The organism is Obesumbacterium proteus (genome assembly GCF_001586165.1).
In the GTDB taxonomy this organism is placed as follows: Bacteria; Pseudomonadota; Gammaproteobacteria; order Enterobacterales; family Enterobacteriaceae; genus Hafnia; species Hafnia protea.
The window spans coordinates 3,680,830-3,696,249 of record NZ_CP014608.1 but is presented as its reverse complement, the minus strand read 5'-3'; the positions used below and the strand labels follow the sequence as shown (position 1 = coordinate 3,696,249).

The 15,420-nt window shown below is 49.1% G+C and carries 10 protein-coding genes and 1 pseudogene; 10 read left to right on the top strand and 1 reads right to left on the bottom strand.

Annotated features, from left to right (window positions below; translation table 11 throughout):
* Positions 1-116: 116 nt before the first annotated feature.
* From yieE to cirA, 6 genes and pseudogenes are all read left to right on the top strand, one after another.
* A complete protein-coding gene (yieE, locus tag DSM2777_RS17495; RefSeq protein ID WP_025798153.1) occupies positions 117-980 on the top strand; it encodes a DNA-binding transcriptional regulator YeiE in 864 nt (287 codons plus the stop codon).
* Positions 981-1,179: 199 nt separating this feature from the next.
* Entirely contained in the window at positions 1,180-2,664 is a 1,485-nt protein-coding gene (locus DSM2777_RS17490; RefSeq protein WP_040044611.1) for an amino acid permease, read from the top strand.
* Positions 2,665-2,985: 321 nt separating this feature from the next.
* A pseudogene (locus tag DSM2777_RS17485) lies at positions 2,986-4,064 on the top strand (ABC transporter substrate-binding protein).
* Between the two features lie 56 nt (positions 4,065-4,120).
* On the top strand, positions 4,121-5,203 hold the full coding sequence (locus tag DSM2777_RS17480) for a FecCD family ABC transporter permease (RefSeq protein WP_061554696.1): 1,083 nt from the start codon (positions 4,121-4,123) through the stop codon (positions 5,201-5,203).
* Positions 5,200-5,988, top strand: coding sequence for an ABC transporter ATP-binding protein (locus tag DSM2777_RS17475; protein WP_025798162.1), 789 nt, complete (start codon positions 5,200-5,202; stop codon positions 5,986-5,988). The genes DSM2777_RS17480 and DSM2777_RS17475 overlap by 4 nt, the downstream gene beginning before the upstream one ends.
* A gap of 238 nt (positions 5,989-6,226) precedes the next feature.
* Complete coding sequence (gene cirA, locus DSM2777_RS17470) at positions 6,227-8,191, top strand: catecholate siderophore receptor CirA (RefSeq protein ID WP_061554695.1); 1,965 nt, start codon at positions 6,227-6,229, stop codon at positions 8,189-8,191.
* Positions 8,192-8,262: 71 nt separating this feature from the next.
* On the opposite strand, the gene metG is transcribed toward cirA, so the two are convergent.
* Entirely contained in the window at positions 8,263-10,317 is a 2,055-nt protein-coding gene (gene metG, locus DSM2777_RS17465; RefSeq protein ID WP_061554694.1) for a methionine--tRNA ligase, read from the bottom strand.
* Between the two features lie 398 nt (positions 10,318-10,715).
* Here metG and apbC point away from each other — a divergent pair, with 398 nt between their 5' ends.
* From apbC to asmA, 4 genes are all read left to right on the top strand, one after another.
* Positions 10,716-11,828 carry an iron-sulfur cluster carrier protein ApbC gene (gene apbC / locus DSM2777_RS17460; protein ID WP_061554693.1) on the top strand — a complete coding sequence of 371 codons (1,113 nt, stop codon included), beginning with the start codon at positions 10,716-10,718 and terminating at the stop codon, positions 11,826-11,828.
* Positions 11,829-12,018: 190 nt separating this feature from the next.
* Complete coding sequence (gene udk / locus DSM2777_RS17455) at positions 12,019-12,660, top strand: uridine kinase (RefSeq protein WP_025798168.1); 642 nt, start codon at positions 12,019-12,021, stop codon at positions 12,658-12,660.
* Between the two features lie 199 nt (positions 12,661-12,859).
* Entirely contained in the window at positions 12,860-13,441 is a 582-nt protein-coding gene (gene dcd, locus DSM2777_RS17450) for a dCTP deaminase (RefSeq protein WP_025798169.1), read from the top strand.
* 95 nt (positions 13,442-13,536) lie between these two features.
* A complete protein-coding gene (gene asmA, locus DSM2777_RS17445; protein WP_061554692.1) occupies positions 13,537-15,399 on the top strand; it encodes an outer membrane assembly protein AsmA in 1,863 nt (620 codons plus the stop codon).
* The last annotated feature ends 21 nt before the right edge of the window (positions 15,400-15,420 follow it).

Here is a 15,420-nt window from a genome sequence, read left to right as displayed (position 1 = left end):
GCATTCGCGTTATACTTCGCTTATCCCTAGCCCTCTATGTTGGAGGCTGATTTATGCTGCGCAGACAGGCATAGGGCACACTTATAAATATACATTGTACTGCCTTGGATCTTTTTATGCACATTACCTTGCGCCAGCTGGAAGTTTTTACCGAAGTTCTTAAATGTGGCTCGACGACTCAGGCATCGAGCGCGCTTTCCCTTTCTCAATCGGCGGTGAGCGCTGCGTTATCTGATTTGGAAACCCAGCTCTCGGTGCGTTTGTTTGACCGAGTAGGAAAGCGTTTAGTTGTTAATGAGCACGGGCGTTTGCTTTATCCCAAAGCCATGGCGTTACTGGAGCAGGCAGGTGAAATTGAACATCTGTTCCAAAGTGAAGCTGGTGCGCTGCGGATAGCGGCGAGCAGCACCATTGGTAACTATATTTTGCCAAAAATGATTGCAGGCTATCGTCGAGATTTTCCTGCGGTACCGCTTGAGCTGAACGTGGGCAATAGCCGAGATGTGATTAACGCGGTTGCTGATTTTCGTGTGGATTTAGGGCTGATTGAGGGGCCATGCCACATGCCTGATTTGTTAACTCAGACATGGCAACAAGATGAATTGGTGGTGTTTGCCGCGCCAGACCATCCACTTTTGCAAGCGCCGGTTACGTTAGACGCACTCGCTCAGGCGCCGTGGATCCTGCGTGAGGCTGGCTCGGGTACGCGTGAGGTGGTTGAGCATATTTTGCTATCGCATCTTTCGCACTTTGATTTAGTGATGGAGCTGGGAAACTCAGAGGCTATTAAACATGCGGTGCGTTACGGCATCGGCATTAGCTGTTTGTCGCGCCGCGTGATTGAAGAACAACTGCAAACGGGCGTACTGGTAGAAGTTCCGGTACCGCTGCCGCGCCTTAACCGCGCGCTTTATCTTATCCACCATCGCCAAAAACATATGTCTAAGGCGTTAGAACGTTTCTTAAGCTATTGCAGCTAGGCGTTCAGAGACGATCCATCTTTTAGCAATAGCAGATGAACAAATAGACGCTACACTTAACAGTGGATTAACAGCTGATGCTAATAATCTACTGGCAATCATGAAGCTCTCTAATAAGATCAGATTGTTACTTTATGCAGGGGCTGGATTTGTTACAATCCGGCCTCTTCACTAATTATAGAGCAGATATAGGGTTCTAATGGCTCAGACAAACACTAAGACCTCCTCCACGGGGCGAGCACCGGCGCTGCGCCGGGAATTAAAAGCGCGGCATCTGTCGATGATTGCTATCGGCGGTTCTATCGGTACTGGGCTATTTGTTGCATCAGGTGCTACCGTTTCACAAGCAGGGCCAGGCGGCGCTTTGCTTTCTTATATCATCATCGGTTTGATGGTGTATTTCTTAATGACCAGTTTGGGTGAGCTGGCGGCATTTATGCCGGTATCAGGCTCATTCTCTACTTACGGCTCACGCTACGTAGAAGAAGGCTTCGGTTTTGCGCTAGGTTGGAACTATTGGTACAACTGGGCGGTAACCATTGCGGTTGACTTGGTGGCAGCGCAGCTTGTGATGGGGTATTGGTTCCCCGACACGCCAGGCTGGATTTGGAGTGCGCTATTCCTTGGCTTGATGTTCTTGCTGAACTACATCTCCGTTAAAGGTTTTGGCGAAGCGGAATATTGGTTCTCTCTGATTAAAGTGACGACGGTTATCATCTTCATCATTGTTGGTGTTGCGATGATCGCGGGTATCCTGAAAGGGGGAGAGCAGGCCGGTTTCCATAACTGGACGATTGGTGATGCGCCGTTTGCAGGCGGCTTCGCTTCTATGATCGGTGTCGCGATGATCGTGGGCTTCTCGTTCCAAGGGACAGAGCTTATCGGTATTGCGGCGGGCGAATCTAAAGATCCGGGCAAGAATATCCCAATGGCGATCCGTCAGGTATTCTGGCGTATCCTGCTGTTCTATGTGCTGGCGATCTTGATTATCAGCCTGATTATTCCTTATACCGATCCAAACCTTCTGCGTAACGACGTGAAAGATATCTCGGTGAGTCCGTTCACGTTGGTGTTCCAGAATGCGGGTCTGCTGTCTGCGGCAGCGGTAATGAACGCCGTTATCCTGACAGCGGTGCTGTCTGCCGGTAACTCGGGGATGTATGCCTCAACGCGTATGCTGTTTACGCTGGCCTCTGAAGGCAAAGCACCGCGTATTTTTGCTAAGCTTTCTGCGGGCGGTGTTCCACGTAATGCGCTGTATGCAACTACGGTTGTTGCGGGTCTGTGCTTCCTGACCTCAATGTTCGGCAACCAAGAAGTGTATCTGTGGTTATTGAATACTTCAGGTATGACGGGCTTTATCGCCTGGCTTGGGATTGCCATCAGCCATTATCGTTTCCGTCGTGGCTATGTTAGAAAAGGGCTGGATCTGAACGCGTTGCCTTATCAGTCAGGCTTCTTCCCAATTGGGCCAATCTTTGCCTTTATCCTGTGCCTGATTATTACGCTTGGTCAGAACTATGAAGCGTTCCTCGACGACCGTATTGATTGGTATGGCGTAACGGCAACGTACATCGGTTTGCCGCTGTTCCTGATTATTTGGTTCGGCTACAAGCTAGTGAAAGGAACGCATTTTGTTCCCTATAGCGAGATGGAATTTCCAGTGACTAAGATCGACGACTGAAACTGATCGTTAATCTTTTAAAAGGCGACCTTTGGGTCGCCTTTTTGCGTATGGGGAAAGGCTAAATAGAATCCACAGAAAATAACTAAAAAAGAAATAATAACCTTTCTAATTAAAAGAACAGTGAAATGAATAAGTTATCGGACTTAACAGTATAAGAAATAGGGGTAATAAAACCAATAAATCACATTGATAAGTATTATCATTTGCTTTACCATTTTGTGCACTTATGGAATTAGAGCAGGAGTGGTGAAGGTGAAAGACACCGTTAATGGAAGAAAATCGCGTTGGGGTATTCAATTACTCGCTGCGGCGACTCTGATGGGAAGTATCAGTTCTTGGGCTGCCACGGTGACGGATATCGCCGGACGTAGCGTAGAAATCCCGGCTAAGGTTGACCGAATTCTTCTTGGAGAAGGGCGTTTATTCTATGCAGTCTCCCTGCTTGAAGGAAAAAACCGTTCGACCGCATTGTGGGTTGGCAAGGTGACTTCCGCAAACTCGACCCACAGACGTACTCTGTCTATCAGGCTAAATTCCCTGAAATCGATAAAATCCCTCTGATTGGTAACACCACCGCAGATAGCGTCAGCCCAGAAAAAGTATTGACGCTAAACCCTGACGTGGCGATCTTCGGCCTCTCAGGCCATGGCCCTGGTCGCGATAGCCAACTGGTGAAACAGCTGGAAAAAGCCGGTGTGCCGGTGGTGTTTGTCGATTTCCGCACTTCACCGCTGAAAAATACCTTACCGAGTATGCGTTTGCTGGGCAAAGTTCTGCACCGTGAACAGCAGGCTGAGAATTACATCAATTTCTATCAAGACAATGTGCGCTTGGTTACTGATGTCACCAGCAAGATCCCTGATAGCCAAAAGCCTAGCGTGTTCATTGAGCTAAAAGCGGCGACCAGCGATGACTGCTGTGGTACCGCGGGTAACGGCAATATGGGTGATTTCATTGATTTGGCCGGTGGTAACAATATCGCGAAAGGCTTACTGCCGGGCGCACTTGGGCAAATTAACCTCGAAAAAGTGTTGTCTGCCAATCCAGATGTTTACATCGCTAGCGGTGCGAAAGCCCCCGATGCTAAAGATCCCGGCATTAAGTTAGGTGCGAAGGTCACCGAGCAACAGGCAAGAGACAGCTTGAATTCGGCGATGCAGCGTACCGGTATCAGCACGCTGAAAGCGGTGCAGGATGGCAATTCTCATGCTATCTGGCACAGCTACTACAACTCGCCATATAACGTTTTGGCAGTTCAAGCCTTTGCTAAATGGATTTATCCAGAGAAGTTTGCTTCGTTAGATCCTAAAAAGACCATGGATTCCATGTATCAGCAGTTCCTTGCTGTCGACCCAAGCGGCACCTATTGGGTTGATGCTAAAGCGTCGAATCAGTAATAAGAATCAACCCTGCCAGCCGCCGCCAGCGGGGTTGACCTGTCACAGGTAACAACATGAGTTCAACCACTGAGCCAATGAGCGCTGCAAAACGTTATGATGCCAGCGAAGTCAAAGGTCATTACCAGCGTATTGTGCGCCATCGTTTGATGATAATGGGCGTTATTTTGTTAGCCATCTTAGGATCGCTAATCCTTGATTTCACTATGGGGCCCTCCGGTTTGTCATTAAGTACGTTATGGCAAACGCTGTGGCAGCCCGAAATCGCGGATGCAGGCACCCGCGTTATTGTTTGGGATATTCGTCTGCCTTATGCGTTGATGGCTATCGTTGTCGGCTTAGCGTTGGGGTTAGCCGGTGCTGAGATGCAAACCATCCTGAATAACCCGCTGGCCAGCCCGTTCACGCTGGGCGTGTCTTCCGCGGCGGCCTTTGGTGCCGCGCTGGCGATTGTTTTAGGTATCGGTTTTCCGGGCATTCCCGATCAGTGGTTTATCTCCGCAAACGCCTTTATTTTTGCGTTGTTCGCGGCCTTGATGCTGGACGGTATTACGCGCTGGACGCGAGTTGCGACATCGGGCGTGGTGCTGTTTGGTATTGCGCTGGTCTTTACCTTTAACGCTTTGGTTTCGATGATGCAGTTCATTGCCACCGAAGATACGTTGCAAGGTTTGGTTTTCTGGACCATGGGTAGTCTTGCGCGTGCCTCATGGGAAAAACTGGGCATTTTACTGTTGGCCTTTGCCATTCTGATGCCGATTTCAATGATGAGTTCGTGGAAATTAACCGCGCTGCGCTTAGGTGAAGATCGTGCCGTGAGTTTTGGTATCGATGTTAAACGTCTGCGTTTGGGCACTTTGCTGCGCATCAGTATTTTGTCTGCATTAGCCGTGGCGTTTGTGGGGCCGATTGGTTTTATCGGCTTAGTGGCTCCCCATATTGCTCGTTTGATTTTCGGTGAAGATCATCGGTTTTATTTACCTGCCAGCGCATTGATTGGCGCACTGGTGCTGTCAATGGCGTCCGTGGCGTCAAAAAATCTGATCCCTGGCGTAATTATTCCTGTCGGTATTGTGACATCGCTGGTGGGCGTACCTTTCTTCCTAAGCATCATTTTGCGCCATAGGGGGAATGTATGAATCTTGGCTTAGAAATTTCGCATTTTAATGCGGGATACCCGCGCCGTGCGGTGATTGAGGACCTGTGTGTATCCACGCTGCCGCGTGGAAAAATCACCGTTTTGTTAGGGCCAAACGGCTGTGGAAAATCCACGTTGCTGCGCTCTTTGGCAGGGTTAAATCGCGCTTCTGGCCAGCTTTTACTCGATGGCAACGATTTGATGGCACAGCCATTCAGTGAACGAGCCAAGCAGGTGGTTTATTTGCCGCAGTCTTTACCGGCGGGCGTTCATCTTCATGTGTTGGAGTCGATTATCGTGGCGCAGCGAGCGTCCGGTGGTCTGGGCCGCCAAGGCAATGAAACCGAAGTGATGCGTTTGCTGGAGCAGCTTGGAATTTCACATTTAGCGCTGAGTTATTTGGATCAGCTGTCTGGTGGTCAAAAGCAGCTGGTGGGATTGGCGCAATCATTGATTCGCCAGCCTTCGCTGTTGCTGCTTGATGAACCGCTGAGTGCCTTGGATTTGAATTATCAGTTCCATGTGATGGACTTGGTACGCCGTGAAACTGCGCGCCGCAATATTGTCACCGTGGTGGTAGTGCACGATATCAATATCGCGCTGCGTCATGGCGATCATGTATTGATGTTAGAAAACGGAAAGCTGATTGCGGATGGCAAACCCGCTGAAGTGATTACGCCAGAAAGTTTGGCTCGCGTGTATGGCGTCCGTGGACGCATAGAACACTGTTCGCAGGGAATGCCTCAGGTTGTGATCGACGGATTGGTTGCGGAACCCTCCATCTAACCCTTTCCCTGCCAGCGCATGAATAACGGCGCTACCTGTTAATCAGTTAATTGGGCTATCCGTTGCGGATAGCCCGATGCGATAGCTTTTGTCTATCACCAGAACAGACGTTTTTATAGAAGTAGGCATTTTTATTGAAGTAAAAAAGTGGGCTGAACGGCGTCATAAGAGCGCCACACCTATTAAATAATAATCATTCTAATAATTATTTAAATTTAACCTCATGGAGATTGACCAAATGGCTAAGGCAAAACTTAACCCGTTAGCAACTTTATTGCGCGGGGGGCTTTGCGTACCGTTATTCATCGCAGCAGCACCAGTGATGGCCGCGGAAGGGGACGATGTGATGGTTGTCACCGCTTCAGCAACTGAACAAAACCTGAAAGATGCACCAGCAAGTATTAGCGTTATTACACGCGAAGACTTGGCTAAAAAGCCGATTCAGAACTTGAAAGACATTCTGCAAGAAGTGCCGGGCGTGCAGCTGACTAACGAAGGTGATAACCGCAAAGGCGTGAGTATCCGTGGCTTAGACAGTAGCTATACGCTGATCTTGGTGGATGGTAAGCGCGTGAGTTCACGCACAGCGGTGTTTCGTCATAACGACTATGACCTAAGCTGGGTGCCGGCCGAGGCAATTGAGCGTATCGAAGTGGTGCGCGGCCCAATGTCTTCGCTATATGGCTCCGATGCTTTAGGCGGCGTAGTGAACATTATTACCCGTAAAGTGGGTAAAGAGTGGCACGGTTCCCTGAGTGCCGATAGCACTATTCAAGAGCATCGCGATCGCGGCGACAGCTATAACGGTAGCTTCTACACCAGCGGCCCGTTGATTGATGATGTTCTAGGGGTAAAGGTCTTTGGCAATTTGGGCAAGCGTGAAAAAGATGATGCCCAGAAATCGGCGACCAGCAAAACGGGTGAATCGGGGCGTATTGAAGGGTACACCACGCGTGATGCTAACGTTGAGTTCGCATGGACCCCAGAAGCAAATCAGGACATGACCTTTGGTTACGGTTTTGACCGTCAGGATCGTGATTCTGATTCTTTGGATAAAAACCGTCTGGAACGTCAGAACTACTCGATTGGACACAATGGGCGTTGGGATTTAGCGAACACCGAAATTCGCGCCTATGGTGAAAAGATTGATAACTACAATGAAAACCGCATCACGGCGAAAAATAACGCCATCGACGGCAAAGTTGTTGTTCCTCTCGGCGAACTGAATCAGCTATTCACACTGGGCGGCGAATACCGTAACGATAAACTGAGCGATCCGGGTAATCTGAAAGGCAGCGGTTCAACGTCGGCCAATCAATACGCGCTGTTTGTGGAAGATGAATGGCGGATCTTCGAGCCGTTGGCCTTCATCGGCGGCGTTCGTATGGATAACCACGAAGATTATGGCGTTCACTGGAGCCCGCGTGCCTATTTAGTCTATAACGCAACGGACACCGTGACGGTAAAAGGTGGCTGGGCAACCGCGTTTAAAGCGCCATCGTTATTAGAACTGAGCCCTGATTGGCAGTCAGCTTCTTGCCGCGGGGATTGTACTATTGTCGGTAACAAGGATTTGGATCCCGAAACCTCCGAAAGCTTTGAACTGGGCTTGTACTATGCCGGTGATGAAGGGATATTGGACGGTGTTAATGCCAGCGTGACGGTGTTCCAAAACAACGTGAAGGACATGATTAACGTGACTCGTACTGCAAATGCAGCGATAGCGCCTTCCTATCCGAACTTTATTGGTTTTGATAAAAATCATAAGCCCATTTTCCGTTACTACAACGTTGATAAAGCGCGCATCAAGGGTGTTGAAACCGAGTTGAAAGTGCCGTTTACCGATGCGATAAGCATGAGCATGAACTACACCTACAACGATGCACGTGACCTAACCAACGACCGTCCATTGAGTACCCAACCGTTCCATACGGCGAACAGCACGTTGGATTGGAAGCCAATCGAAGACTGGTCATTCTATGTATCGGCTAACTATTCCGGTAAACGTCGCGTCGTGACTAACGCGGATAAACCATCTGGCGGTTACACCGTTTGGAACACCGGTGGTGCTTATCAGATGACCAAAGATCTGAAGCTGCGCGCGGGCGTGTTGAACCTGTTGGATAAAGATCTGAACCGTGATGATTACAGCTATAACGAAGAAGGCCGTCGCTACTTTGTGGCTGCGGATTACACGTTCTAATTTATTGTTTAGTTGAACGTATTGCATAAAAAAACCCGCCAATCTGGCGGGTTTTTTGTCGGTTCAGGAAATTATTTAACCTGATGACCCGGCTGTGCACCGCTGTCAGGGCTGAGCAGGAAGATATCTTTTCCGCCAGGACCCGCAGCCATTACCATGCCTTCGGACATGCCAAAGCGCATTTTACGTGGAGCCAAGTTAGCCACCATCACGGTTAAACGGCCAACCAACACGCTTGGATCTGGATACGCAGAGCGAATACCGGAGAATACCTGACGGGTTTCACCGCCCAGATCCAGCATCAGCTTCAGCAATTTATCCGAACCTTCAACGAACTCGGCACTTTTGATTTCAGCAATGCGCATATCCACTTTGGCGAAATCATCAAAGGTGATGGTATCTTGAATCGGCTCGTCAGCTAATGGACCGGTCGCTGGTTTAGATGCTGCAACGGCAGCTGCCGCAGCGGCTTTGCCTTCTTCAATCATCGCTTCAACTTTTGTCATTTCGATACGGTTAAACAGCGCTTTGAACGCGTTAACCTGATGGTCGAGTAATGGTTGGGAGGTGCTATCCCAAGTCAGTTCGGTATTCAGGAACGCTTCAGTACGCTCGCTTAATGAAGGCAGAACCGGTTTTAGGTAAGTCATCAGAACGCGGAACAGGTTAATCCCCATTGAGCAGATGGCTTGTAAATCAGCATCGCGGCCTTCTTGTTTTGCGACGACCCACGGCGCTTGTTCATCGACATAACGGTTGGCCAGATCGGCTAACGCCATGATTTCACGAATAGCTTTACCTGACTCACGGCTTTCATAGGCTTGAGCAATTTCATCCGCAGCGTCAACAAAGGTCTGATAAAGCGCAGGATCGGCTAAGTGTTCAGACAGCTTGCCGCCAAAGCGTTTGTTGATGAAGCCTGCGTTACGAGAAGCTAAGTTCACGACTTTGTTAACGATATCGGCATTCACACGCTGTACGAAGTCTTCCAGATTCAGGTCGATATCGTCGATACGCGAAGAAAGTTTCGCCGCGTAGTAGTAGCGCAGACAATCGGCATCCAAATGATCCAGATAAGTGCGTGCCTGAATAAAGGTGCCACGGGATTTGGACATTTTGGCACCGTTGACGGTGACATAGCCATGAACGAATACGTTACTTGGCTTGCGGAAGTTGCTGCCTTCCAACATGGCAGGCCAGAACAGGCTGTGGAAGTAGACGATATCTTTACCGATGAAGTGATACAGCTCGGTAGAAGAGTCTTTTCTCCAGAACTCGTCAAAGCCTAGATCGCCGCGCTTGTCGCACAGGTTTTTAAATGAACCCATGTAGCCGATAGGCGCATCTAGCCAGACGTAGAAATATTTACCCGGCGCATCAGGAATCTCAAATCCAAAATATGGCGCATCGCGGGTGATATCCCACTGCTGTAGGCCAGATTCAAACCATTCCTGCATCTTGTTCGCGACTTGTTCTTGCAGTGCACCAGAACGGGTCCATGCTTGCAGCATTTCGCTAAATGACGGCAGGTCGAAGAAGAAGTGCTCGGATTCACGCATAATTGGCGTGGCACCAGAGACGACAGACTTAGGCTCGATAAGCTCGGTTGGGCTATAGGTCGCGCCGCAAACTTCGCAGTTATCGCCATATTGGTCTGGTGACTTACATTTCGGGCAGGTGCCTTTCACGAAACGGTCTGGCAGGAACATGCCTTTTTCCGGATCGTAAAGCTGAGAGATAGTGCGGTTTTTAATAAAACCATTTTCTTTCAGACGACCATAAATCAGGCTAGACAGTTCACGGTTCTCTTCGCTGTGCGTGGAGTGGTAATTGTCGTAGCTAATATTAAAGTCGGAGAAATCTTTCTGATGTTCCTGACTCACGGCAGCAATCATCTGCTCAGGCTCAATGCCTAACTGCTGAGCTTTCAGCATGATAGGTGTCCCGTGGGCATCGTCCGCGCAGATAAAGTGCACTTCGTTGCCGCGCATTCGCTGAAAACGAACCCATACGTCTGCCTGAATGTGCTCGAGCATGTGGCCGAGGTGAATTGAGCCGTTGGCGTACGGAAGCGCGCACGTCACTAGAATTTTTCTTGCGCTTGCTTGGGAGGTGACTGAAGCCATAGTGGATTTGCTGTCTCTTTTAAGAATGGAACGGTGCTAAAGATGTTACCTGATTGAGTTCAATGCCGCTAGGCTGCTGTGTTTGTTAAGTGATTTTCTTTGTTAATGCAGGGAAAGTAAGTTGCTTAACGCGCAGTGAATCGACTTCTGGTATGCTTATTAATGTTCTGTCGATTAGCAAAATGGCTGTATAAGTGAATTATGTCAGCGGACAAATATATACCCGTCATACTTCAAGTTGCATGTGCGTTGGCTTTACTCGCTTATCCCTGTCACTTACTCAAGTAAGCGCAGAGGGGTCACTGCGTCGCCACCTTCATACAGCTCGAATTATTTGGGGCATAAATACGCTTTACAGCGCCATCTGAAGATAAAAATGAATGACACAAGGAGCCGGGATGAGCAATAAATCCCATGAAACGTCCACTCCCGAAGCACCGCGGACGCAGGTCAGTGAAATTCTCGCTGCCTTTACCCACCCAACACTAAATCACCCGCTGAGTGCGCTTAAAGCTCTGCATCATTGTGCATTGCTCGATAACACCCTGCATATTGAACTGATGATGCCATTTGCGTGGCAAAGTGGTTTTTCTGCCTTGAAAGAGGCGACCAGCGCCGAGCTGTTGCGCGTGAGCGGTGCAAAAGCGGTTGAATGGCGTCTGTCACATAATATTGCGACCTTGAAACGAGCCAACGATCAGGCCGGAGTTAAAGGTGTTCGTAACATTATTGCCGTGAGTTCTGGCAAGGGCGGGGTGGGTAAATCCAGTACCGCTGTGAATCTGGCGCTGGCATTAGCCGCTGAAGGCGCGAAGGTCGGGATTTTAGACGCCGATATCTATGGCCCATCGATTCCAATGATGTTAGGTACGCCAAACGAGCGTCCTACGTCACCTGACGGTCAGCATATGGCGCCGATCATGGCGCATGGCCTGGCAACAAATTCCATCGGATATTTGGTGACTGACGATAACGCGATGGTATGGCGTGGCCCAATGGCGAGCAAAGCGTTGCTGCAATTGCTGCAAGATACGCTGTGGCCAGATTTGGATTATTTGGTGCTGGATATGCCTCCGGGCACCGGTGACATCCAGCTTACGCTAGCGCAGAACATCCCCGTTACCGGCGCAGTGGTTGTGACGACGCCGCAGGATATTGCGCTGTTGGATGCCATGAAAGGTATCGTCATGTTTGAGAAAGTCCATGTGCCAGTATTGGGCGTGGTCGAGAACATGAGTATCCATGTGTGCAGCAACTGCGGATTCCACGAGCCGATCTTTGGTACCGGTGGCGCAGAAAAACTGGCAGAAAAATATAAAATCCGCCTGCTCGGCCAGCTGCCGCTGCATATTTCACTGCGCGAGGATTTGGACCGCGGTGAGCCAACCATGGCCTGCCGTCCAGACAGCGAATTCTCACTGATTTACCGTCAGTTAGCGGCTAACGTTGCGGCTCAACTGTACTGGCAGGGTGAATCAATTCCTACTGAGATTGCATTCCGCGCGTTGTAAACGTGGCTATGACATTTTGAATATAAAACGGGCATCCCAGCTGGTGTCCGTATTTTCACTGATTAAAACCTGCAAAATTCTGGTATCAGCCCGCGTAACTCCCTATAATTGCCGCGTCCCAAGCACGCAGCCCTGAGCTGTCTCTGCTTAGCCTCCCGTCGAACATTTAACACCAGGTCTTAAAAATTATATGACTGACAACTCCCATCAGTGCGTCATTATTGGCATCACGGGCGCATCTGCCTCAGGCAAAAGTTTGATCGCCAGCACACTTTATCGTGAATTACGTGAACAAGTGGGTGAGGAGCACATCGGTGTGATCCCGGAAGATTGTTACTATAAAGACCAAAGCGATCTGACGATGGAAGAGCGGGTTAAAACGAACTACGATCACCCAAGTTCGATGGACCACAGCTTGCTGTTTCAGCATTTGCAAATGTTAAAAGCAGGCAAAGCCATCGAACTTCCGCAGTATAGCTACGTTGAACATACCCGCAAGCAAGGCACCATTCATTTAGAACCTAAGAAAGTTATTATTCTGGAAGGCATTTTATTGCTGACCGATGCGCGCCTGCGTAATGAACTGAACTTCTCCATCTTTGTTGATACTCCGCTCGATATTTGCCTCATGCGCCGAATGAAACGTGACGTTAACGAGCGTGGTCGTTCAATGGATTCTGTTATGGCTCAGTATCAAAAAACGGTACGCCCAATGTTCCTGCAGTTTATTGAGCCGTCTAAGCAATATGCCGATATTATCGTGCCACGCGGTGGGAAAAATCGTATCGCGATTGATATTCTGAAAGCCAAAATCAGCCAGTTTTTTGAATAATTGATTTCGTTTTCTATTAAAGCCCGCTTAATGCGGGCTTTTTTGTCACTCAATTTTGTTCATTGTTATTATTTTTGGGAAACGATGCCTATTTTAAAAGCAACAAACCGTTTGAATCATTTCAGAATATTAGGGGTTCAGGTACTATGTCTTCTTAGTTTGCAGCCATTGCTGCTTTGCCTGTAACGGAGAGAAAACCATGAGACTTTGTGACCGCGATATTGAAGCTTGGCTAGACGCGGGAAAACTCACTATTTCACCTCGCCCACCGGTAGATCGTATCAACGGTGCCACCGTCGACGTGCGTTTGGGAAATAAGTTTCGTGTTTTCCGCGGGCATACAGCACCTTATATCGATCTGAGTGGACCAAAGGCGGAAGTTGCCGAAGCGCTAGAACGTGTCATGAGCGATGAAATCATCCTCGGTGAAGAAGAGGCCTTTTTCTTGCACCCTGGCGAATTGGCGTTAGCCGTTACGCTAGAATCTGTGACATTACCCGCTGATTTAGTTGGCTGGCTGGATGGACGCTCGTCGCTTGCACGCCTAGGCTTAATGGTGCACGTTACCGCACATCGCATCGATCCCGGCTGGCAGGGATGTATCGTTTTAGAGTTTTATAATTCCGGAAAATTGCCTTTGGCATTGCGTCCGGGAATGCCGATTGGCGCGCTGAGTTTTGAACCATTATCAGGCCCCGCTGCACGTCCTTACAACAGCCGCCAAGATGCAAAATATCGTGACCAGCAGGGCGCAGTCGCGAGCCGTATCGATAAAGATTGATGTGTATAATTGCCGCTGGTGTGAGCTTTCGATGCAGTTTATCTCGAATCTAAACACTGCGGTTTTACAACGCTTGCCTTGAGATAGAGGATGGCATGAGACGATTTCTGACGACCATAGTCATTTTACTGGTTGTGTTAGCTGTTGGTATGACGGCGCTGGTATTGCTGGTGAATCCTAATGACTTTCGTGGCTATATGGCGAAAGAAGTGCAGCAGCGTACAGGTTATGACTTACAGCTAGATGGTTCTCTGCGTTGGCACGTTTGGCCTCGTCTTAGCATTTTGTCTGGGCGGATGTCGCTGACGGCCCCAGGCGCTGCACAGCCCGTGGTTAGCGCGGAAAACATGCGTTTGGACGTTGCCTTGTGGCCACTCTTATCTCATCAGCTTGACGTTAAACAGGTAATGCTGAAGGGCGCGGTGATTCGCTTAACGCCAGACAGCGATGCGCAGAAGCCGGAGAATTCACCGATTGCTCCATCGGGTTCGCGCGAACCCTCTAAAGATGTTGCGTGGAAGCTGAACATTAAAAAAGTTCAGGTCAAAGACAGTTTGTTAATTTGGCAACAAGATAAAGACGACCAAATTAATATGCGTGACATTAACCTGTCGATCGATCAAGACAGTGAACGCCAAGCCTATATCGAGTTTTCAAGCCGTATTAATCGTAACCAACGCGACCTCAGCTTTAAGCTGGCCGCAAATGTTGATTTGAGTAGCTACCCACAGCGCTATAGCGCCGTTGTTTCCAGCTTTGACTATCTCTTGGCTGGCGTTGGACTGCCTACGGACGGGATTGCAGGGCAGGGGAGCGCAACGGTTAGCTATCAATTACAGCCTCAGTTGTTGGATATCTCAAATCTACAGATAACGGCTAACCAAAGTCAGCTTCAGGGCCGCGTTCAAGGTTCAATGCAGGCCAATGGTGAGTCAACATACAAGGTTGATTTAAAATCAGCGGCGCTCAATCTAGATAATTTATTGGGCTGGCAACCGCCGAGTGATTCCGACGCCGGAAATGCCAATACATCTCAGCAGACTAGCCCTCGTTCGCCCGTGACCTCTAATTCCCAGCCTGCCTCCCCGGCAGATGACATGGCATTTTTACGCGACTTTAATGCTGACGTAAAAATTCAGGCTAACCAAATTATCTATCATGGACTGACGATTGCTGATTTTTCTTTGCAGGCACAAAATCAGCAGGGTACAGCGATATTGCAGGATCTTAGTGGGAAACTAGGTCATGGATCGTTTAAAACGCAAGGGACTATATCTGTTGCTGATAACCAGCCTGCGCAAATGACGCTCACGCCGCAGATAGAAAATATTGCAATGGGGCCAGTTTTACATGCGTTTGGGCAGCCAGAAACGTTTACTGGCGATCTCACGTTAACCGGAAAGTTTAGTGGCTCAGGCGTTACTTTAGTAGACGTGATGCAGCGCTGGGACGGTCACGCCCATATATCGATGGCTAACGCACGGCTTAACGGTATGAATATTCAGCAGTTGATACAGCAAGCTGTCGTGCGTAGCCACTCAGAGGTTACCGCTGCCGATAGCTATACGGACTACACCAAAATTCAAGAGCTTAAAGCGGATACCGTACTGCGACAGGGGAATTTACGCATTACTCAGTTCTTTGGTCGCTCTGAAATTTTAACCGCAGGTGGGTCAGGGCTGATAAATCTGAACAAACAACGCTGCGATATGAACTTAAATGTTCGCGTCCTTGATGGATGGAAGGGCAAAAGCAACGTGGTTCAAGCCTTACAAAAAGCGGTGATCCCATTGCGAATTTATGGTCCTTGGCAGGAGCTGAGCCACTCGCTGGATGTGGATAAGGTCTTGCGCAGCGAGCTTGAGCAAAAAGCCAAAGATGCCTTGAATAATTGGCTTGGAAAACACCAAGATTCGAAAGAGAAGAAAGACATAGAGCGCTTGCTGAAGAAGCTTTAAGTCCTTCAGGTCTGGTTTTGC